At 66.4% G+C, this 20,973-nt stretch carries 21 protein-coding genes and 1 pseudogene; 8 read left to right on the forward strand and 14 right to left on the reverse strand.

The features are described from left to right. Window position 1 precedes the first annotated feature (1 nt). Genes V5735_RS06955 through V5735_RS06975 form a run of 5 tightly spaced genes read right to left on the reverse strand, consistent with a single transcriptional unit; the run spans window position 2 to window position 6,618 of the window. The gene (locus tag V5735_RS06955; protein ID WP_423745690.1) at window positions 2-1,375 is read right to left on the reverse strand and encodes a lysine N(6)-hydroxylase/L-ornithine N(5)-oxygenase family protein; all 1,374 of its coding nucleotides are present in this window, start codon (window positions 1,373-1,375) and stop codon (window positions 2-4) included. After that, window positions 1,372-1,965, reverse strand: coding sequence for a GNAT family N-acetyltransferase (locus tag V5735_RS06960; RefSeq protein ID WP_423745691.1), 594 nt, complete (start codon window positions 1,963-1,965; stop codon window positions 1,372-1,374). The genes V5735_RS06955 and V5735_RS06960 overlap by 4 nt, the downstream gene beginning before the upstream one ends. Beyond that, a complete protein-coding gene (locus V5735_RS06965) occupies window positions 1,962-3,752 on the reverse strand; it encodes an IucA/IucC family protein (RefSeq protein WP_423745692.1) in 1,791 nt (596 codons plus the stop codon). Before V5735_RS06965 ends, V5735_RS06960 begins: the two co-directional genes overlap by 4 nt. Continuing rightward, on the reverse strand, window positions 3,749-5,269 hold the full coding sequence (locus V5735_RS06970; protein WP_423745693.1) for a pyridoxal phosphate-dependent decarboxylase family protein: 1,521 nt from the start codon (window positions 5,267-5,269) through the stop codon (window positions 3,749-3,751). Before V5735_RS06970 ends, V5735_RS06965 begins: the two co-directional genes overlap by 4 nt. After that, window positions 5,266-6,618, reverse strand: a complete 1,353-nt coding sequence (locus tag V5735_RS06975) for a diaminobutyrate--2-oxoglutarate transaminase (RefSeq protein WP_423745694.1) — start codon at window positions 6,616-6,618, stop codon at window positions 5,266-5,268. The genes V5735_RS06970 and V5735_RS06975 overlap by 4 nt, the downstream gene beginning before the upstream one ends. Window positions 6,619-6,935: 317 nt before the next feature. Here V5735_RS06975 and V5735_RS06980 point away from each other — a divergent pair, with 317 nt between their 5' ends. Both V5735_RS06980 and V5735_RS06985 read left to right on the forward strand, forming a co-directional pair. Next, complete coding sequence (locus V5735_RS06980; protein ID WP_423745695.1) at window positions 6,936-7,385, forward strand: ester cyclase; 450 nt, start codon at window positions 6,936-6,938, stop codon at window positions 7,383-7,385. A gap of 75 nt (window positions 7,386-7,460) precedes the next feature. After that, entirely contained in the window at window positions 7,461-8,480 is a 1,020-nt protein-coding gene (locus tag V5735_RS06985) for a DHH family phosphoesterase (protein ID WP_423745696.1), read from the forward strand. A 542-nt stretch (window positions 8,481-9,022) separates the two neighbouring features. On the opposite strand, the gene V5735_RS06990 is transcribed toward V5735_RS06985, so the two are convergent. Both V5735_RS06990 and V5735_RS06995 read right to left on the reverse strand, forming a co-directional pair. Continuing rightward, a complete protein-coding gene (locus V5735_RS06990) occupies window positions 9,023-9,952 on the reverse strand; it encodes a DMT family transporter (protein ID WP_423745697.1) in 930 nt (309 codons plus the stop codon). 96 nt (window positions 9,953-10,048) lie between these two features. Continuing rightward, entirely contained in the window at window positions 10,049-11,233 is a 1,185-nt protein-coding gene (locus V5735_RS06995) for a polysaccharide deacetylase family protein (protein WP_423745698.1), read from the reverse strand. Between the two features lie 247 nt (window positions 11,234-11,480). Here V5735_RS06995 and V5735_RS07000 point away from each other — a divergent pair, with 247 nt between their 5' ends. Further along, complete coding sequence (locus V5735_RS07000; protein WP_423745699.1) at window positions 11,481-13,184, forward strand: right-handed parallel beta-helix repeat-containing protein; 1,704 nt, start codon at window positions 11,481-11,483, stop codon at window positions 13,182-13,184. A gap of 95 nt (window positions 13,185-13,279) precedes the next feature. On the opposite strand, the gene V5735_RS07005 is transcribed toward V5735_RS07000, so the two are convergent. Further along, a complete protein-coding gene (locus tag V5735_RS07005; protein WP_423745700.1) occupies window positions 13,280-13,663 on the reverse strand; it encodes a hypothetical protein in 384 nt (127 codons plus the stop codon). Between the two features lie 99 nt (window positions 13,664-13,762). On the opposite strand from V5735_RS07005, the gene V5735_RS07010 reads away from it, so the two are divergent. Further along, window positions 13,763-14,068 (forward strand): cupin domain-containing protein, encoded by a 306-nt coding sequence (locus tag V5735_RS07010; protein ID WP_423745701.1) that lies wholly within the window; start codon window positions 13,763-13,765, stop codon window positions 14,066-14,068. A 32-nt stretch (window positions 14,069-14,100) separates the two neighbouring features. On the opposite strand, the gene V5735_RS07015 is transcribed toward V5735_RS07010, so the two are convergent. After that, complete coding sequence (locus V5735_RS07015; RefSeq protein ID WP_423745702.1) at window positions 14,101-14,367, reverse strand: hypothetical protein; 267 nt, start codon at window positions 14,365-14,367, stop codon at window positions 14,101-14,103. Between the two features lie 213 nt (window positions 14,368-14,580). Here V5735_RS07015 and V5735_RS07020 point away from each other — a divergent pair, with 213 nt between their 5' ends. From V5735_RS07020 to V5735_RS07030, 3 genes are all read left to right on the forward strand, one after another. After that, the gene (locus V5735_RS07020; RefSeq protein ID WP_423745703.1) at window positions 14,581-15,051 is read left to right on the forward strand and encodes a cupin domain-containing protein; all 471 of its coding nucleotides are present in this window, start codon (window positions 14,581-14,583) and stop codon (window positions 15,049-15,051) included. A gap of 139 nt (window positions 15,052-15,190) precedes the next feature. Continuing rightward, window positions 15,191-16,069, forward strand: coding sequence for a DUF3891 family protein (locus V5735_RS07025; protein WP_423745704.1), 879 nt, complete (start codon window positions 15,191-15,193; stop codon window positions 16,067-16,069). Then, window positions 16,066-16,731 carry a precorrin-2 dehydrogenase/sirohydrochlorin ferrochelatase family protein gene (locus V5735_RS07030; RefSeq protein ID WP_423745705.1) on the forward strand — a complete coding sequence of 222 codons (666 nt, stop codon included), beginning with the start codon at window positions 16,066-16,068 and terminating at the stop codon, window positions 16,729-16,731. Before V5735_RS07025 ends, V5735_RS07030 begins: the two co-directional genes overlap by 4 nt. Before the next feature lie 2 nt (window positions 16,732-16,733). Here V5735_RS07030 and V5735_RS07035 read toward each other — a convergent pair whose 3' ends face one another. The 5 genes and pseudogenes from V5735_RS07035 to V5735_RS07055 form a co-directional block, all read right to left on the reverse strand. Continuing rightward, window positions 16,734-17,762, reverse strand: coding sequence for an anthranilate phosphoribosyltransferase (locus V5735_RS07035; protein ID WP_423745706.1), 1,029 nt, complete (start codon window positions 17,760-17,762; stop codon window positions 16,734-16,736). Next, window positions 17,762-18,589: a uroporphyrinogen-III C-methyltransferase gene (gene cobA, locus V5735_RS07040; protein WP_423745707.1), complete on the reverse strand. Its 828-nt coding sequence runs from the start codon at window positions 18,587-18,589 to the stop codon at window positions 17,762-17,764. Before cobA ends, V5735_RS07035 begins: the two co-directional genes overlap by 1 nt. Then, window positions 18,590-19,276 (reverse strand): DR2241 family protein, encoded by a 687-nt coding sequence (locus V5735_RS07045; protein WP_423746003.1) that lies wholly within the window; start codon window positions 19,274-19,276, stop codon window positions 18,590-18,592. A 60-nt stretch (window positions 19,277-19,336) separates the two neighbouring features. Next, window positions 19,337-20,149: pseudogene (locus V5735_RS07050) on the reverse strand (CbiX/SirB N-terminal domain-containing protein); the annotation flags it as partial. Then, entirely contained in the window at window positions 20,146-20,295 is a 150-nt protein-coding gene (locus V5735_RS07055; RefSeq protein ID WP_423745708.1) for a hypothetical protein, read from the reverse strand. The gene V5735_RS07055 and the pseudogene V5735_RS07050, both read right to left, overlap by 4 nt. 329 nt (window positions 20,296-20,624) lie before the next feature. Here V5735_RS07055 and V5735_RS07060 point away from each other — a divergent pair, with 329 nt between their 5' ends. Further along, window positions 20,625-20,951 carry a hypothetical protein gene (locus tag V5735_RS07060; RefSeq protein WP_423746004.1) on the forward strand — a complete coding sequence of 109 codons (327 nt, stop codon included), beginning with the start codon at window positions 20,625-20,627 and terminating at the stop codon, window positions 20,949-20,951. Window positions 20,952-20,973 lie beyond the last annotated feature (22 nt).

Genomic DNA, 20,973 nt, shown 5'->3' on the forward strand with positions numbered 1-20,973 from the left:
GTCAGTCCTCCTGCGCGGGTGTCGCGCGTTCGTCGTCCAGTCGTTCGCTTCCGGGTGCTTTCGAGCAGAACCGCTCGACGGAGAAATCCTGAAAAACGGTGTCCTCGTCGATCGGATACCGTTTTTCGCCGAGCACCGACTCGACGATGACTGCGTTTCGCTGACAGCCCAAACCGAGGTCGGGCGTCCCGACGCCGTGGCTGTACAGGTCGGCGTTCTGCACGAACAGGCGGCCCGCGCCGTCGAACTCGATTTCGTAGTTCTCGGCGATGCGAAGGCGTCCCTTCGCGTCGCGGGAGATTCGGTCCTCGATTCCGGCGAGGAATGACGGCCTCGGGCGGTGATAGCCGGTTCCGAGGACCACCACGTCGCTTTCGTGGGCGAACCGCTCGCCTTCCTGCCACTGCTCGCAGGTCAGGCGGTAGCCGTCGTCCGTCGCCTCTATGTCCGCGACTTCGGTCGTGGCGAGCATGCCGACGTCCGGGTCCGCGTCGCCGATGGAGCGCTCGTACAACAGGTCGTAGATTTCCTCGCTCGTCTCGGGGTCGATTCCCTTGTACAGCAGGTCCTGTTCGGACACGAGGCCGTCCTTTCGCTCCTGTGGCAGGTCGTAGAAGTACTCGGTGTACTCGGGCGTGAAGTGCTGAAGACCCAGTTTCGAGTACTCCATCGGGAAAAATCCCGCCGAGCGCGTGAACCAGTCGAGTCGGAAATCCGTCTCCGACCGGTGTTTCAGCAGGTCGAGGAACACCTCGGCGGCGCTCTGACCCGACCCGACGACCGTAATCGCCTCGGCGTCGAGACAGCGCTCGCGTCGGTCGAGATAGCGCGCGGTATGGAACACGTCCTCGCTCGGATGTCCCCGTAGCGCCTCGGGAATCCGCGGGACGCTTCCGACGCCGACCATCACGTTCTCCGCGCGGCACTCGAACGTCCCGCCGTTTTCCGGGTCGCGGGCGGTGACGTGGAACACCTCCCCCTCTTCGTCGTACCGAACGTCGGTCACGTTGCGGGAGAACGCCGTGTTGCCGAGCGTTTCGGCGACCCACTTGCAGTAGTCGTCGTACTCCCGCCGCGGCACCTGAAACGTCTCGTAGAAGTAGAACTCGTAGAGGCGGTCCGCCTCCCGAAGGTAGTTCAGATACGTGTACTCGCTGGTCGGGTCGGCGAGCGTCACGAGGTCGGCGAGGAACGGCACTTCGAGGGTCGCGTCCTCGATGAGCATGCCGCCGTGCCACTCGAACTCGGATTCCCGTTCGAGGAACAGCGCGTCGCTCTCCGTGTCCTCGAGCAGGGCCGCCAAACCGAGGTTGAACGGGCCGAGACCGATGCCAACGACGTCGTAGCTGTCCGTCGAACGTTCGCCGCCCGTCATCGACCCAGCACCTCCGTCTCGAACCGCTCGCGGTTACAGACCATCAGCAGGGCGTCCTTTTCCTCCAACGACAGCTCCCGTCGGGGTTCGAACCCGCACTTCTCGAAGACGTGCATGACCTTGTCGTTGCGAACGTCGGGTTCCGTCACGATTCGGTCCGTCTCGTCGTGGCGGAACTGGAACGCCGTCATGGCCCGAAGGAGGGGTTCGGCGTAGCCGTGGCCCAGGAACTCCGGGACGCCGATGAGCAGGTGGATTCCTCGGTCCGTCGGCTTCGCATCGTAGTGTGCCGCGAGGTCGTCCTCGGCGGCCCAGTACGATTCCCAGTAGCTCATGGGAACGTGGTCGAGGTGGCCGACGTAGAGCGTCTGGTGGTCGTCGGCCAGCTTTTCGGCGAGCGTCCGTCGGAACTCGGGAAGCGGGTCGTCCAACTGCCAGTACGGCAGGACGTGGGGTTCGTTCAGCCAGCGGTGGAGGCGGCCGAGGTCGCGGTCCATCGACGCCTCCCGGAACGAAATCGTCTTTTCCGCGCCCTCGTCGCGCGTCTGGAACTCGTAGTTCGACGCCACGAGTCCGGCCGGACCGGTCATGGTTTCACCTCCAATTCCGTCACGAGCGGGTTGGGGACGTCCGAATAGACGGACTGGTTTTCGAGCGTGCCGGTGAGTTCGTCCATGCCGCGGAACCGGGTGAGCAGGTTCGCCTTGCACGCGACCCGCCGCTCCGTGAGCAAACTCGTCGCCAGCGACGACTCCTCGCGCTCGTACTCCACGAGTGATTCGAGTTCCTCTCGAAGGAGCGAGAGCAACTCGCGCTCGTCCACGAGTCCGGCACAGCCGAACGCGTTGACCACCCCGAACGCGTTGTTCAGGACCACGTAGTAGCGGATTCGCTCGTCCGCCAGCGCGTCCGAGACGAGCGTGTCCGCGCGTTCGGCGACGCCGGGGAGGAACTTCTCTACTTCTTCCCGCGTCGATTCCACGAAGTAGTAGCCCTGGTTGTCCCGGTAGCGGAACTCGTCGGGATAGCCGTCTTCGAGCGTCAGCACGCTGTTCTGCTGGTGGGCTTCCAATCCGACGCCGCGGGTCAGGTAGAGCCACAGCACCGGTCGGATGGCGACGGAGAGGTACTGCCTGAACCAGTCACGACTCACCGCGGCGGTGCTTCGGCCCTCCCGCCCCGCGATTTCCTCCACGATGTTGGCGAGACGCGAGTTCCCGCCGGACAGCGAGTCCTGACAGAGCCCAACGATGGGCGTCGCGTTCCTCGCGTCCTCGCCGCGGAAGGGGTTCTCGCGCAGGACGACTTCGAACCCGGATTCCGCCCCGTCGCCCGCTTCGACCGTCAGGTAGGCCGGGTCGCGCACGACATCGAAGTCGGGGAACCGCGACCGCAGTTCGTCCCCGAGGTCCGTGTCCATGAGTTCGGTGATGACGACGCCGCGTTCCAGTTCGGGCCGCTTGTTCGTGCGCTCGGAGTTCGTGATGGTGACGGCGAGCGACCCCTTCACCATGAACGACGATTCCGGGCTGTACAGCGTCCGAACCGACGACGTGGGATAGAAGTCCCGACCCCGCGGGCCGAGATAGTCCAGTTCCCCGTCGTCCACCAACGATGCCACGAACGGCTTTCGGAGCAGGTGTTCGGCCTGCCACGGGTGGACCGGAATCAACGCGTCGTCGCTCTCGACGTGTTCCGCGACGAACGACCCGGAGACGGCTGGATCGTCGCGCAGTTCGGATTTCACCCACTCGGTCGCGCTCTCGTCCCGCGCCGAATCGTGCGCGACGACGGCGGGGGACGCCCGGAAGTAATGAAGCGGGAACGACCCGCGCAGTTCCGGGGCGTACGTCGGCGCGTCGCGCGCGGCGATTCCCTCCCTGCTCTTCGGCGTTGGGTGGAGCAGGTGGCCGAAGACGAGCGACTGTTCGGCGTCGACGAACTCGAAGTCGGTGCCGTACAACCCATCGAGGTCGTCGGCGCGCGCTTCGACGAACCGCTCCGTCGCCCGCTTGCTGGACAGCACGCGTCCGAGCAGTTCGTCCGTTGCGTGGTCGTTCGCGCGCTTTTGCGACAGGTCCTCGACGACGAGCGACGCAAGCGTGGCGTAGTCGAGCGTCGTCCACTCGCCGCCCGCCCGGAACCGCGCCGGGAGGTCGAACAGGTGGCGACCCGTCTCCGACAGGTACGAAAGCGGAACGACGACTTCGACGCCGACGGCCGACAGTTCGAACCGAATCGCACACCCCGACTCCGCCGAGGAATCTTCGACGACCTCGTAATCCCCCGTCTCCCGGAGATAGGAGTTGAGGAAAGCGTGAGTCGTCGCGGCGGCGGCCACGGCGTCGGGGTCGTCGGTCGCGTTCGGGGGAATCATCGACTCACCCCCGGCGAGACGGCACACAGCGAATCGCCGCGCCGTTCGAGCGTATCGAGGACGGCGGCGACGTCCGAGAGCGTCGTCCGCGGGTTGAGGAGGGTGAACTTCAGCGCGGAAACGCCGTCGACTTCGGTTCGGGCGAGGACCGCCTCGCCCTCTCGGAGCAGCGACTCGCGTATCGCCTCGTTTATCCATCCCAGCAGGTCGTCGGAGAGGTCGTCGTGCGGCCGATAGCGGAAGACGACGGCGTTGAGCGTCGGTTCGGCGACCAGTTCGAACGAGTCGTCCTCCGAGAGCAGGGCCGCGACGTCCTCGGCGAGGTCGACGGTGCCGTCGATGAGGTCGGCCAATCCGCTCAGCCCGACGGCTTTGAACGTGAGGTACGGTTTGAGCGCGTCGAAGCGGCGCGTCGTCTGGGTGGATTTGGCGACGAGGTTCGGCGCGTCGTCCCCTTCCGGATTGAGGTAGGAGGCGTTTCGCGCTATGTGTTCGTACCGCGAGCCGTCGCGGAGCAGGAACGCGCCACAGCTGATGGGCTGGTAGAACAGTTTGTGGAAATCGACGGCAATGGAGTCCGCGCGGTCGATGCCGGAGAGGCGGTCGCGGTGGCGGTCGCTCGCGGCCAGCGCGCCGCCGTAGGCCGCATCGACGTGGAACCACAGGTCGTGTTCGTCCGCCCGGTCGGCGAGTTCGGAAAGCGGGTCGATGCTCCCGAAGTCCGTCGTTCCGGCGGTGCCAACGAGGACGAACGGGACCAGTTCCCGCCCGTGGAGGTCCGACAGGGTTCGGTCGAGCGCGTCCGGACACATCCGTCGGTTCTCGTCGGTTTCGACCGTCGTCACCGCGTTCTCCCCCAAACCGAGGTGGGCGGCGGCCTGTTCGGCCGTGAAGTGTGCCTCCTCGGAGCAGAGGATTCGCATCGCCTTCGCGCGGGGCGGGAGCCCCGAGCGCTGTACGTCGGTGCCGAAGCGGTCCGCGGCGAACCGCTCGCGGGCGAGCAGGAGTCCGAGGAAGTTCGACCGCGTGCCGCCGCTGGTGAACACCCCGTCTCCGGCGTCGGCGTCGTAGCCGAAGAGCGAACAGAGGTCCTCGACCATCCGCGTTTCGAGCATCGTCGCCGCCGGACTCTGGTCCCACGAATCCATCGACTGGTTCGTCGCCGAGAGCATCGCCTCCGCGGCCAAACCGGGAACCGTCGGGGGACAGTGGAGGTGGGCGAAACAGGTCGGGTTCGAGACGTTCACGGAGTTCCGGAGTATCGGCATCGCGTCCTCGATGGCTTCCTCGACACCCGTACCCTCCTCGGGAATCATCGGTTCGTCCGCGAACAGTTCCCGAAGCGATTCCGGCGACTGACCGGAGTAGGGTTGCTCGTCATCGACGGCCGAGTCGAGGACGGCGTCGGTCGCTTTTGCCATCGCCCGCCGGTAGGCGTCGTCCCCCTCGTCGCTGCCGAGGAACAACGAGTCCGCGCCCTCACGGTTCTCGATCTCCTTCGCGTTGGCCTTCGTCATGCCGTCACCACCTCGCGCTCGGCCGCCGCGACAGCGTCGTGGAACCGTTCCGCGATGGCGTCGATGTCGTCCTTCGTGACGACGAGCGGCGGGAGGAATCGGACGGTGCTGCCGTGACGGCCGCCCAGTTCCACGATGAGACCCCGGTCGAAACACTCCCCGCGGACGGCCGACGCGAGGTGCGGCGCGGCGGGATAACTGCCGAGTTCGTCCGATTCGGCGGTCGAGTCCACGATTTCGGCACCGAGCATCAGCCCGCGGCCGCGAACGTCGCCGACGAAATCGAACGTCTCGGCGGTCCCGTCGAGGTGCCCCCGGAGGCGCTCGCCCATCCGCTCGGCGTGAGCGGCGAGGTCGTTTTCGAGGACGTACTCGATGGTCGCCTGCCCGGCGGCCATCGCCAACTGATCGCCGCGGAACGTCCCGGCGTGGGCACCCGGTTCCCAGACGTCGAGCGATTCGTCGTAGACCACGACCGCGAGGGGGAGGCCGCCGCCGACGGCTTTCGAGAGCGTCACCACGTCCGGCACGATGTCCGCGTGTTCGAAGGCGTACGTTTCGCCCGTCCGGCCGAGTCCGGTCTGAATCTCGTCCGCGATGAGTGGGATGTCGCGTTCGCGGGTCATCCGCCGAATCTCGCGGGTCCATTCGTCGGGGGCGGGAACCGCGCCGCCCTCGCCCTGCACGAGTTCGAGCACCATTCCGGCGGGGGCGACGATGCCGCTCTCCGGGTCGTCCAGCAGTCGTTCGACGTACCGACTCGACGTTCGGTGGCCGTCCTCGCCGCCGATGCCGAACGGACAGCGGTAGTCGTAGGGGTACGGCAGGTGGTGTACGTCGGGCATCGTTCCCGGAACGGACGCCTTCGGGTCGGTGTCGCCCATCAGTCCGAGCGCGCCGTGGGTCATCCCGTGATAGCCGCCCTGAAACGCGAGGAGGGAGCGGTTTCCGGTCGCGGTCTTGACGAGCTTCAGCGCCGCCTCGATGGCGTCGGTTCCCGCGGGGCTACAGAACTGCACGCGCGCGGCGTCGACGAACTCGTCGGGGAGGCTCTCGAACAACCGGTCCACGAACGCGTCCTTCGTCGGCGTCGTGATGTCGAGCGTGTGGAGCGGGCCGCTCGCGTCCAACACGCCCTCGATGGCCTGCACGACGACCGGGTGGTTGTGACCGAGCGCGAGCGTCCCCGCACCCGCGAGACAGTCGTAGTACTCCCGACCGTCCACGTCCGCCACCGTGACCCCCTCCGCGCGCTCGATTGCGAGGGGGAGATGACGCGGGTACGTCCGCGCGTTCGACTCGCGCCGCGCCTGTTTTGCGAGCAGCCGCTCGCTTTCGGAACGGCTCATCGAGACCACTCCGTCGGTTCGCGTGGTAGAGCCGTCGCTATCCGTGCTCTTCGGGGCTTCCATCGCTGCATACGGGTTTTAGGCTAGCCTAAACCAACGTAAACCCATCGGTTTTTAGGCCTGCCTAAACATTACCGGATGGTAATGTTCCGATGCCACGAAATAATATTTATCCTCCATTGTCGGATTACTTCCGGGCGCGCGCAGCCGTTTTGCCCTGTTCGACGCGCCCCGAGCTGTCACGACTCTGGTTTCGAAGAGATTCCTCTCGGACAACACTTTGTACCCCGCCGACGTACCCGTGCGCGGGGGGACCTATGGAAGACGTAGACGAAAACAAGGAAGTAGTCAATCGGCTCATCAACGAATTCGTCAACGAGGGGAACGAGGCGGTCGCGGACGAACTGCTCGCGGCGGATTACGTCCGCTACGACCCCGACGCCCCGTCGGGGACGCAGGACGCGGACGAGTTCGAAGAGATGATTCGGACGTTCGGGGAGGCGTTCCCCGACGCCGAGGTGAAAATAGAGGAGATGATCGGAGAGGGTGATTTGGTCGTGTTCCGCGGCACCGAAACCGGCACCCACGAAGGCGAGTTCGTCGGCCACGAACCGACGGGCGAGACGTTCGAAATCACGGGCCTCGCCATGCACCGCGTCAGGGACGGCCAAATAACGGAAACGTGGGCCAACTGGGACATGCTCGGGATGATGCAACAGCTCGGCATCGTCCCGACGCCCGACGAACTGACCGAACTCTCCGACTGACCGACTCGTTCATTTTTCCGCCCGGCGGTGAAACCAACCGGCAGCTTCCTGTTTCGTACACACGTAGTGTCTCCCATGGGGGAAGTTGCCGTCGGGGAAGCCGAAGAACTGGAGACCGTTTTGGAAGACACCGACTCGCTGGCAATCGTCTGTCACTACCAGCCGGACCCGGACTGTCTGGCGAGCGCATATGCGCTCCAATGGATCGCCGCGCGAAACGGCGTGACCAACACGGACATCTTCTATCAGGGCCACATCACCCACCAGGAGATTCGCTCGTTCATCGGCATCTTCGACATCAGCCTGCAGGATATCGACGACGCCTCCCTCGAGAGCTACGATATCGTGGCGTTCGTGGACCACTCGATTTCCGGCACGGAAGTCGAAATCCCGCCGACCGTCCACGCCGATGTCGTCATCGACAACATGGAACCGCCCGGAGACCCTGACGCCTCGTTCGTGGACATCCGACCGGAGTACGGTTCGACGGCGGCGATTCTAGCCGAGTACGTGACCAACTGGGACGATGACCCGCCGGAACTGGTCGCCTCGGCGTTGCTCTTTGCCATCCACCGAGAGCGACTCGACGACGTTCGCTATCCGACCAGACTCGACTACCGAGCGGCGCTCGACCTCTTTCCGTACGCGGACATCGACCTCATCGAGGAGGTGTACGGGTCGTCGCTCACCCCGGAGACGCTCGATGCGGTCGGACGGGCCATCCATCACCGGACCATGCGCGGGTCCGTCCTCGTTTCCAGCATCGGACAGACGTCCGACAGCGGCGCGCTCCCACAGGCCGCGGAGTACCTCCTCCGACTCGAAGGCATCAGGACCGTCCTCGTCATGGGCGTCGTCAACGGCGACCTCTGGCTCAGCGGGCGCTCGTTCGACCCCCGCATCGACATCGGGATGGCACTCAACGACGCGTTCTCCGAGTTCGGCACCGCGGGCGGCCACCAAGACCGGGCGGGCGGACAACTGTCGCTCGGCATCTTCGCGGACACCGACATGGACTCGCCCGTCATCAACGAACGCCTCTTCCAAATCGTCGCCGACCGATTCTTCGGGGCGCTCGCGCTCGACGAAGACTGACCACTTCGAACGGCATCAACAGACCCAGCACGTATCGGTTTCGGTGATGACGACGGAATTACTCTGAACTTGACTTCGAACACCCCCCGCCTTCTCACTTCGTCGGGTTCGGTTCAAATGGGACGACGTTGCGGAGATGTGGACCTCGAAAGCCCCCGCCACGCTTGCGGCCGCTGTGCGGAATATTCTGGCCGCTCCGCGCCGGAAGAGCTCTGCTTTTCCGAGCCACCCCTCGCTTCGCTCGCGGCGACAACGCCCAGCCAGAATACTGGCCCGCACAGCAACCACGACGAACGAGAGCGGGCGGCCCCTTTCAGTCCCAACCACAAACCGGTTCCGCACAGCACCGCGACGGCCACACCCTCCCCAACCGATTCGCTTCCCTTCGTTCCGCTCATCCCTCGCACGCTTCACCGGGGCGACTCGGACGGGGTGTCCTCGTCGCCCCGCCAGCGCGCGCCATCCGGTACATCGAATGCGGGAAGCGGGTTTGGCGTCGAGAAGCGGATTTGACGTCGGGAATCGAAGTGGTCCGAGAACGGTCACGCGTCCGCTTCCGTCCCGCCGCCGTCACGAAGTCCGGCGACGAGCGTCCGCCGTTCGGTCAGCGCGAAGCCCGTTGCGATGACGACGAATCCGGCGACGGTGTGGAGCGTGATGGTCTCGCCGACGAGGAGCCAGCCCGCAATCGCGGTGACGACGGGGACGACGTAGGAGACGAGCGCCGTGCGAACCGCGCCGATGCGCACGATGAGTTCGAAGTACGCCGAGTACGCCCCCGCGGTGGCGACGACGCCGAGGTAGGCTATCGATACCAGAAGCGTCGAACTCCACGCGGTCGAAACGTGTTCGCCGAGTCCGTAGCTCACGGCGTGGAGGGAGAGGCCGCCGAACAGGAGGCCCCAACTGGTCGTCACGAGCGTCGGAAGCGTCGTCTCGAACCGCCGCGTGAGGACGGTGCCGAACCCGAGACAGCCCGCGCCACAGAGGAGTATCCACGGGCCGAGTCCCCGCGCCGAGAGGAGCATCTCGGGGGTCGGGTCGGCGACGATGGCGACGCCGAGAATCCCGAGGACGACGCCGAGGAGGGAGACGACCGAGAGCCGTTCGCTCGGCAGCAGCGCCCACGCGAAGAGCGTCGCCAGTATCGGATTGAGCGCGAATATCACGGCCGCGACGGCGCTCGGCGTGGTCTGCTGGCCGACGAACAGGAAGGCGTTGGTTCCCCCCGCGACGAACAGCCCGGCGGCGAAAACGGTGAGCCAATCGCCGGTCGTCGTCGGTCGCCAGTCGTCGAACCACGCGACGACGGACGGCAGGAGGACGACCGCCGCGATGTCGAGGCGGCTCGCGGCGAAGAACACCGGCGGGAGGTTGTGCAGGCCGACCGAGATTGCGACGTAGGAACCCCCCCACGCCAGCGCGACGAAGGCGAAGAGCGCGGCGACGAACCGGGAGCGAGAACTGGACACGTTCGTCCCGACAGGTCCGAGGGATAAAGCGGTGCTGACGCGGGCGAGGCTCGCCGGATGAACGGCGAGCGCGCGAAGGGCGACCCGACGAGCGACCTATCGCCGACGGAAGTAGCCGAGCGCGCCCAGACCGAGCGCGCCGAGGAGCGACACCGCGCCGAGTTGACTCGCCGACGGCGTGTCGTCACCCGCCGATTTCGTATCGGACGGGTCGCCGGTCGTCCCCGACGAGGGGTCCCCACTGGCCGACGTTGACGCGGTGGACGTGACGGACGAGGTGGTCCGTGTCGTGGACGGTGAGGTCGTCGTGGGTTCGTCGGTCGTCGGGAGCGCGTCGAACTCCTCCAGCGCGTCCCGCAACGTCACGATTTCGAGGTTCCGGCGTTTGGCGAGGCGAATCGTCGCCCGAACGCGGGAGGGCGCGAGGTGGCCGTCCTGACTGTGCCCGACGAATATCCCGAGGGCGTCCTCGTCCCGAACGCGGTCGAGGAACGCCCCGATTTCGGCCTCGGTCATCGACCCGTCGCGGAAGACGGCGCGACCGAGGTGATAGCGGTCGAGCGACCCCTGAGCGTTGAAGCCGCCGTGGTGTTCGTTCGCCAGCACGTCGTAGTAGTCGGGGACCAGTTCCTGCACCCGACCACGCGTGCGACCGAACGGAAGGACGAGGGAGGAAACGTCCACGCCGAATCCCTCCAGCGTCTCCTTCGAGTTCTTCAGGGACCGCCGAAGCAAATCGTCGGTGTAGCGTTCGGTCACGCCGTCCTTCGCGCGGAAGGCCGTCCGAAGCGGTTCTTCCGCCACGAGGTACTCGCCGGTGGAATCCTCGCCGCCGTCAGCGACGGTGAACGTTTCCGTCCGGCGGCCGTCGTCCACCGCGATTTCGTCGCCGGGAACGCGCTTGTGGAAGTTCGACTCCACGTACAGTTTCGTCTCGCCCGGTTCGACGTCTCGCGTGACCGCGATTTCGCCCAGCGCGCGGTGGCGGACGGAGTGGGACATCACCTCCCAACCCTCGCGTTCCATCTCCCGCAACTGCTCCGGCGAGAGCCACGACGAGTGGCCGATGCGGTCCGAAACCGCGGCGACGCACCCCGGAACGCCCTCGTCCTGATGAACCGGGAAGATTCGAGTGTAGTCCTCCTCCGGGGAGTCGTCGTAGATGAACACGACCCCCCCGTCCGTCGACCGAGCGGCGGCCGTCGAACCGAGGAGCGGGAGGGAGAGCGCACCCGCCGACCGACAGAAGCGACGACGACTCGCGTCCGGAAGTTCGCTCATCGTCCGACGTCCCTCCGGTTCTGCGGCGGTAGCGTGTCTGTCCGGAGCGTCCGCTTCTCCGGGTGTGGTCTCGGGGTTGAACGTTCAGCAGGGCACATCTCACGAAGTGGAACGACGTCCTAATAATTTGTAATGCGCCCCTTGGAACGATTAACAGACGGTTAAACGAGGGGCGAGCGGAGTCGCGGCGAGCCGACGCCCGCGGCCACAAATCAGTGGGTGGTCGGCGTCGTGGGTCTCACGGAGAATGCCCGACATTCCACGGCGGCGGGTGCTGGGGGGAACTGCTGGGCTGGCGTTCGCGCTCACGGGGTGGGGAGCGGACGACGGCCGTGCGACCGACGCGCAGGACGAGCGACGGACGCGAGCGGTGGCCGATTCCGTCGTCACGACGACCGACGACCTCGAATCGACGTTCGAGAACCTCTCGCCCGGCGAGACGATTCTCATCGCGGCGAAGAACGCGCCGTACCGGACGACCGGATGGCTCGACATCGACGTGGACGACGTAACCGTCGTCGGTCCCGGCGTTCGGACGCTGATAAAACCGGCGGCGGACGCCAACGCGGGCGGCTTTCGCGTCGGCCATCACCGCCACTGTTCGAACGTCACGATTCGCGGCATCGGATTCGACGGGAATCCCGACGAACAGAGCGTCTTCACGAAGCTGTGTCACGGCATCGTGGTGAAGGACGCGGAGACCGTCACGATAGCGAGAAACTACGTGACCCGGACGCATCCATACCACGAACACAGCACCGGCGGGAGCGGTATCAGCGCGGAACCAGCTAGCCGGGACGTCCGCATCGTCGGCAACCGAATCCACGACATCGGCGACAGGGGGATTCAGGTCGGAGGCACGCGCGTCGTCGTCTCCGAGAACGTCCTCACGAACGGGCTCGACCGCTCCATCTCCTGTGACGTGTGGCGGAACGGTCGCCATCGACAAGGCAAAAACGTCGCCGTCGTCGGCAACGTGATGGGGAACAACCCGGAGGGGAGCTTGGTCGGCATCGGCGGGGACGATTTGACCGACGGCGGGGGCTACGTCGTCATCGCCGACAACCTCGGGTTCGGCCACCACAAATCGTTCTGCCACCTCGGGTTCGGGGGAACCGTACGGGACGTTCGAATCGACGGGAACGTCAGCGTGCAAGAGCGACGCGACGACTTCTCGGGCATCTCGCTCGACATCGACAGCGCGGACCACATCACCGCGGTGGACAACGACCTGTACGGCTACGGCGGCCGCGGCATCAATGTCGCCGACGGAATCTCGGATTTCGTCGTCGCCCGAAATCGCATCCGGAACGTGTCGAGCGACGGCATCAGAATCGCCGGGAGCGAGGACGGTCTCGTCGCGCGAAACACGATTTCCGGCACCGGCAGAACTGGAATCATCCTCGAAAACGCGCGATTCGTCACGGTCGAAGGGAACCGCCTCCGAGACCTCGAACGCGTCGGAATCCTCTCGGCGGGAGGTGAGACGAACAACGAGATCAGCGACAACCACGTCCGCGGGTTCGCCGCCGGGGAGGGACACGAAGCCGGACTGTTGATTCGTAGCAGCGGAAACATCGTCCGGCGCAACCGAATCTACCGGAGCGGCGCTCCGGCGATCGTGGAGGGCGACGGCGGAACGGACAACTGCTACGACGGGAACTGGTCGGACGTTCGAAACCCGTGGCACATCGGGGGCGCGAAATCGATGGTGCGCGACCACACCCCCGCGTTCGACGTGCACCGCGGCGTGTCCGTCGATGGCTCGGGCCGGGCGACGGTGGAATTCGAGAAAGCCTACGCACACCGTCCGAAGCTCTCGTTCGGGCGCGTCGGCGGCGGGGTTCGCGGCGTCGACTATCGAACCACGGCGGACGGCCACTTCGACGCGGTGCGACTCACCGTGAACGAGCCGAACTCGAAGCTGGACCTGTTCGTCGCGTCGGTGTGACCGTCCCGAAGTTGGTCCACTCGTCGGGAGTCGGTTCGGTCGTCCCGAAGTCGGTCCGACCGCCTCGGAACCGCGGAACCAGCCTTCACGTCGCCCTATTCCGTCGATATCGGCGCTCCGGCGGTCACTCGGAGGAAGACGACGCTCCCCTCGGTGTCCTCCGCCGGTTCGTCCCACCTGTCGCTGTCGTTCGGGTGCTGATAGAACAGTTCGGGCGGGACGTGAGCGCCCTTCCCTTGCGGTTTCTCGGGCATCACCACGTAGCGGCCGTCGCGCGACCCGCGAAGGTGGACCCGGTAATATATCTCGTCGTCCCGCGCCGAGCGCTCCTCGGCGATTCGTTCGACGGTGAACTGCCGCGGGCTCCGGAGCGGTCCGGTGTCGGTGCCGACCATCACCGAGTCACCCCGACGAAGCCGGTAGAGCAGCGACAGCAATCCCCCGCCAGCCGCGTTCTCCGCGTACCCCCTCTCTGGCATGGCTACCAAAACGGGTCGAGCGAACATAAATCGACGAGTGGTCGTGCTGCCGCACAGCTACCCCGAACGCTTCTGGCGCTCGGAAACGAACGCGACTCCATGAAGCGAACGACCACGAAAACGGCGGGTTGGTTCGACGTACTGCTGGAAACCGAGCGAGCACAAGCCGCCTCCATGGTGCTGTCACCGGGGCAATCGACGGGCGGCCCGGACAATCGCCACGAGGGAAGCGAACAGTGGCTGTTCGTCGCGTCGGGAGAGGGCAAAGCAATCGTCGAGGGCGAGACGGTCCGACTTTCGGCGGGAGACATCGTGTGCATCGAAGAGCGCGAGACGCACGAAATCACGAACACGGGAGAGGAGCCGCTCGAAACGCTCAACCTCTACGTGCCGCCCGAGTACTGAAAGACGCCGCGGGAGGAAGACGCCGCGGACGACTACAGCCGCTCGATTTTGATGAACCGTCTCGTGGAGCGGGCGGCGTCGGACCCGTCCTCGAACAGGCTGTTGAACGACGCGTCCGGGTCGGCGCGGAGGCGGGCGAAACAGTCCTGACAGACGCTCGCGGAGTCACCGGACGACTTCCTGGCGGCGGTCATCCCGACGTCGATTTCGGTGCGGACGACGCGGAGCACGGCGTCGTCCCGGCAGCGCGAACAGTCGTCCGATACGGTGTCGTCGGCGTGGTTCGTCTCGGGAGCCATCGTCCGTCCACAGAACGAGCCATCTCCGCAAGAGTATGAGGTCCGTACCGCCGCCGAGCGCGGCGATAGCGACCGCCTACCGGAACCCGTTCTGTCGGAAAATTGCCCCACGAAAGGGTGATGCTTCGAATTCGCCTAGCGTCGAACGGGGATATTATCTCGCGGACGGTTCGTTCCGCGTACCCCACCGCGAGCGACGAGAGGGGGGAAACCATGGCAGTGCAATCACGGGACGAGGACCTGCAACCGGTCCGACTCTACAAGTTCGAGGGAACCGACGTGTGGCAAGAAGACGACGAACACGCGCGACTACGGGGCTACTTCCCGCTGTCGCCGGGGACGCCGCAAGCGAGCGAGGTTTCTGGGGAGGACCTGATGCTGGTCTGCATCGAACTCGAACCCGGAAACTACCTCCCGACACACCGCGACAGCAACGAGGAGTTGCTCCACGTGACCGCCGGAACCGTGGAAGCGACGGTCGGAAACGCGACGACGGAACTGTCGGCGGGCGAAATCGCGCTCGTTCCGGTCGAGGTACCGCACAGCATCCGAAACGTCGGGGACGAGACGGCGCGCATTCTCGGAATCTTTCCGAGCGACGAGCTGACCGCCACGTTCGAAAAGCCGATGGAACCGTTCGGAACGGCCGTCATCACCATCGGTCCCGACGCCGACGCGGAGTGAACCGCGGGAAAGAACCGACGGACCAGCGGGGAAAATCGGTGGACCACGGCCGAGCGGGGAACCGCGACGACCGACCCGCTGACCCGCCGTCGGCGGGTCGGCACGCGCTTTTATGCCGGTCCCGTGCAAATGCCGAGACATGATTATCGCCGACGGGGAGGACCACCATCGGTTCATCACACAACCCGACCACGCGAGGTTGGCCGGACGGTTCGCCGAGCACTGGGGGAACGAAACGTTCGAACGCCCAAGGCCGTTCGCCGCGATGGTGCTCGCGGCGGACGCGCACGACGACGGCTGGTGGGAGTACGACCGACGGCCGCACCTCGAAGACGGCGAGGTCGTGGACTTCCTGAGCGTCCCGGCGGACGCGTGGGTGGCGTTCTACGACGACGGCATCGAGAGCGTCGTCGAGTTGAACGACTACGCCGGACTCGTAACGTCGATGCACGGCTCCGGGCTTCGCCGCCGCCGCTACGGCCTGTCGTCGTCGTGGCCCGACACGCCGCCCTCCTTCGAGGAGTTCGTGGACCGCGAGGAACGGCGACAGACCCGTCTCGCGGGCGAGTTACACGGGAGAGAAAACGATGGCGAACACGGCAACGAGCGACGTTCGGACGCCGACACGCGACTTTCGGACGCGGACATCGACCTCCTCACCGCGCTGCACGAGGAGGGGGAACCGCCCGAGGGAACCGAGAGCAGGCTGTGGTGTAACTACGAACTCCTGCAAGTGTGGGACTTCCTATCGCTCGTCCTCTGCACCAGCGAATGGCCCGAGGAGACGACCATCGATTCGGTGCCGACGTCGCCCGAAACCCCGGACGTCTCGATGACGGTGACGCCTCTCGGTGACCACGAGTTCCGACTCGACCCGTACCCGTTCGACGAAACGCCGCTCACCGCGTCGGTTCCCGCGAGAATCGTCCCGGACGGCGGATACGACGACGAAGCGGCCCTCCTCCGAGCGTACTACGGCGGCGAGCACGAGACGGTCGAGTTCACCCTCCGGGAATGATTCCGCTGTTCCACGACTTCCGCGGGGAGCGCGTGCTCGTGTTCGGCGGCGGGCGGGTCGGCTACCGGAAGGCGCGCCGCTTCGCGCGCGAAGCGGAAGTCGTCGTCGTTGCGGCGAGGTTCGCGGACGAATTCGAACCCCGTTCCGAAAAAGAAGGCGACGAGCGACCTCCCTTGTCGCTCGTCAAAGCCCGCATCGACCCGGCCGAGGTGGGAACGTGGCTCGACGGGGCCGCGCCCGCGCTCGTCGTCGCGGCGACGGACGACGCCGCGTTGAACGAAGCGGTCGAGCGAGCGGCCAGCGAGCGAGGAGTGCTGGTGAATCGAACGGACGAACACGGCGGCCGCGACGCGGGGAGCGTGGTCGTCCCGGCCACGGTACGCGACGGAAACGTGGTCGTCGCCGTCGGGACCGGCGGGCGGAGTCCCGCGCTCAGCCGCGAACTCCGGAGACGAATCGAACCGGAACTGGCGGGCGCGGAAACCGTCGCCGCCGTCACGGCTGAATTGCGGGAAGAGCTGAAACGGCAGGGACTTCCGGCGGAGACGCGCCGAAACGCCGTCCGTGCGGCCGTCGAATCGGATGCCGTCTGGAGCGCGGAAAACGAGGAACGCGCGAGGGAGGAAGCGACGGAAATCGCGGAGCGAGTGCTCGACGACTGAATTCAGCCGTCGAACTGCCGGAGCGCGACGAGTCGGTCGGCCGCCGACCCGTCCGCGAGCGCGTTCCGCGCTCGCTCCACGCCGTCGTCTATCGATTGCACGTCGTTGCGGGCGTACTGCCTGAGCGCGGCGTTGAACGCAACGGCGTCCGCGAGGTCGCCGTCGCGCTCGCCGGAGAGGACCTCCTCTGTGATGCGCGCCGAGTCGCTCGGTACGTCGGCGACGTCGAGGGCGTCGCCGTCGAAGTCCATCCCGTGACGGTCCGTTTCTATCTCCGCGCCGTCCCACTCCACGACGGTCGTTCGTCCGGGTCGAACGTCGTCGTAGCCCTCCAATCCCTGAAACATGAGGACGCGCTCCACGTCCTGCGTTCGACTCTCGGCGAACGTGTTCACGATTCGCTCGCCGAACGTCGTGTGGAAGAAGCTTCCGAGGTGGACCGACGCGTCGGCAGGGTTGGCGAGCGTCTCGACGGTGTTGACGAACGTCCGCACACCGAGGGCGCGCCTGTCGTCTTCGAGGGCGGCCACGCCGGGATTGAACCGCGCTCGGTCGTAGAAGCCGAAACCCACTTCGTCGGTCATCTCGGCGCTCGTCTCGGGGTCGAGGTCGGTGTCCACGCCGAGTTCGGCGAGGACGTGCCGGTAGGCACACCCGTCGCTCACGGGTACGCGGTCGGCGCTGTGGACGACGACCGGCGTTCCGGCGGCCGCCGCGACCAGACCGGAGGCAACGCCGAGGAGGGCCGTCCTCGACTTGCCGTCGTAGTTCGCGCCGCAATCGACGGGAGAACAGTCGGGAGCGGCGACGGACACGGAGTCTTCGCGCATCGCGTCCACGAACCCCGCGAGTTCCTCGGGCGTGTTCCGTTTCCAGCGGTTCGCCACCCAAAACCCGCCGAGCGCGACGGGGGAGACGTCGCCGGAGAGGATTTCCGCGAACGTGAATTTAGCCGCCTCGTAGTCCATGTCGTCGGCCGACTTCGGGCCGGACCCGACGTGCGAGACGAGTTCCCGGAAGTCGCGTCCCATCACTCGACCCCCCGTTCGGAGACCGCGGCGTCGGCGAACGACGGGACGCCGACGGATGGCGCGCCGTCCAGATACTCCACCACGCGGTCACGAACGGACACGACGTCGCCGACGACGGTGACGGCGGGCGGTTCGATACCCACCTCGTCCCGTCGGTCCACGATGGTGTCGAGCGTCCCGGTCACGGTGAACTCGTCCTCGCGGGTCGCCCGCTCGACCATCGCGGCGGGCGTGTCCGCCGGGACGCCCGCGGACCGCAACGCGGCCACGTTGTCCGGCAGTCGGCGGACGCCCATCAGAATCACTAGCGTTCCGCCCGCCCGCACCGTCGCGGCGAGCGCGTTCCAGTCGAGGGCGCTTTCGGCCTTCGTCGGGTCCTCGTGGCCGGTGACGACGGTGACGCAGGACGCGTGGTCGCGGTGCGTGACCGGAATCCCGGCGACGCCGGGCGCGGCCACCGCGCTCGTGATGCCGGGCACGATGTCGAAGTCGATTCCGGCGGCCGCGAGGTGTTCCACTTCCTCGCCGCCGCGGCCGAAGACCGTCGGGTCGCCGCCCTTCAGTCGAACCACGTCCTTTCCCTCGCGGGCCAGTCGGACGAGCAGGCGGTTTATCTCCTCCTGCGTCGTCCGCTCGCCGTCCGGGCCGGGGCGCTTGCCGACGTACATCCGCTCGGTCGACTCCGGACAGGAGTCCACGATGCGGTCGTCCGCCAGGTTGTCGTGGCAAACGACGTCCGCGTCGTCCAGCAGTTTCCGCGCCTTTACCGTCAGCAGTTCCGGGTCGCCCGGTCCTGCACCGACAAGATAGACTGTTCCAGTGTACATTTACGTCTCGCCTCCGCAGCGTTTCGCGCTCCGATACCGCGCTCGGTAGTCGTCGGGGTCGGTCGGTTCGCTCGATTCGTTCGCGCCGTCCGTTTCCGTTCCGTTCGCTTCTCCTTCCTCCATTTCGCGGAACTCCCGCGCGGCGGCGACGAACATCGAACACGGTTCCCGGCACGGAAACTCGCCGTCCCCGCGCGGAACGTCGATTTCGTCGTCCGCCGCGGCGTCCCACACCCGTCGCGCACGGCACTGCCCGTCGACGCAACACGCCTCGACGGCGTAGTCGAGTTCGTCGCGTCCGAGGTCCGCGACGTCGGCGTAGATGCCCGTCTGCCGGGCCGCCGTTTCCCGGAAGTGGGTCACGTCGAGTTCGCCGTTCTCCTCGCGGTACCAGTTGGCTATCGAGGCCGGGTAGACGAACTCTATCGCCTGCAAGAGGGCGTCGGCGTCGAGGTCCGACAGCACCCATCCGCTCGTGAGCGTCGCCGCCGTCGCCAGCGGGCGGTACGCGCCGTCGTCGGTGAACCGCACGGCGTCTCTCGTTTCGGTCGGGTCGGCGTGGGATTCGAGGTCGGCGAGGTCCGCGTCGCGGTCATCGACGTGCCGCAGTTCGTAGCGCCGACCGTCGTCGGTTTCCGCGACCGCGACGGCGAGTTGCCCCCACGTTTGCGGCGCGGTGCGGTCCACCGACGCGATGAAGGCGTCGCGGGCCGCCTCGGCCTCGCTCCGCTCGCCCTCGTCGTCACCGTTCGCTCCGTCCGTGTCGCGGATTCGCGTTCCATCGGTTTCGGCGTTGAGACGGTTCCGCGCCCGTTCGACGACGACGTCCGCGACGAGGGGTTCCGTCCCGACGGCACCAGAGTACCAGACCCGGTCGCCGTCCACGTCTGCAGGGGTCGGGAATCCCGTCGCCGCGTCGTCGGTCAACCCGATGTCCTCGGGAATGTCCTCCCGGGTGTGGTAGCCGTCGGCGACGAACAGCGGAACGACGACGAGTTCGTCGCTCTCGAAGTGGGCCGTCAGGTCGTCGATGTACGGCGCTTGGTCCATGAACAGCGCGCGCACCTCGTCGAAGCGGTCACGGTCGGCGACGGTTCGGGCGTGGTCGCGGGTCGCCTTCGCGCTTCGGGGGTTGCGCTCGGTGCCGTGGCCGACGATTGCCAACCCGACGCCCGAACCGACGGACTGGTCGCCGGTGACGCGCTCGGCGCGCCGGACGATGACGTCGGCCATGGACTCGTGCGTTCCGACCGGCTCAGCGTAGCGGACCGTCTTGTCCACGTCGAGGTCCCACCCGCCGGTCAGGCGGAGTTCGCGGGGGAGCACCCGCTCGGTGAAGTAGCCTTCGCTGGTGAACAGCGGGACGACGACCACGACGCCCGCTTCGACCGTCCGAAGGACGTCCCGGAGCGAGGGCGCTTCCTTCCAGAACGCCTCGCGCACCTCGGCGAAAACTCCCCGAGAGCGAAGCTCGTCGGCGTGGTCGTACACCGGTCTGGCGGACCCCGAGTTCCGATGTGAGCCGTGTCCGACGAGGACGAGCGCCGTGTCCGACGTCATTCTTTCAGTTCGTCGTCCTCCTCGTCCCGGTCGTCGGAGAGGTGTTCCCAGATTTCCGTGCATCCCGCGCCGTCGGGGACACCCTGCAGGTGTTCGTCGTCGCGGGGTTCGCTGACTTTCTGTTCCGTGACCGGCTTTTCGCTCACCGTCCGTCACCCCGTGCGGTGAACCGCTCGTCCGTCGTTTCGGCGACCGACCGATCCGTCGGTCGGCGCGTGACTGAATAGCTGATGTTCATCACGACCGGCTATGTCGCGTGTCCCCTAAATCGCGTCTCTACCCGTAATTCCGGCCACTGCTCCCATTTAGCGGTAAAATACGAGGGTATCTCGGACCGGGCTATATCGCCGATTTGCGCCGGTCGGGGGGACGACGGCGGGCGTATCGAGCGTTGGACCGTGCGTGACGCGTCAGGCGATTCGGCGGGGATTGCGTCGGCCGGTGTATTGAGGGTTCGAGGCCGCCGAGCGTGGGCATGGTGACAGCGGTTCGGACGCTGGACGAGGGTGCGTGGGTCAACGTGAACAACACGCGAATCGTCGGCGTCAGCGACATCTGGCGACTCGCGGACCACGAGGTCTGTGACTGCGACGTCGCGCTGTTTCTCGTGGAGGTGTTCACCGACATCGGCGTCGACGGGGCGTGGGTCGAGGCGCGCGCCGCCGGACAGTGTATTGGCTGCGGGGAGCGCGACACGACGGGATGGCTTCGCATCGGGCGACCCGCGCGATGGAACGACGAATTTCGGGCGGTAGACCCCGGAGGAGTTCACCGTCCATCGAAGACGCGCGGTCGTGACTGAGCGCCCATCGCCCCGTCGCGGG

This window comes from Haladaptatus sp. SPP-AMP-3, from assembly GCF_049568665.1.
Lineage (GTDB): Archaea > Halobacteriota > Halobacteria > Halobacteriales > Haladaptataceae > Haladaptatus > Haladaptatus paucihalophilus.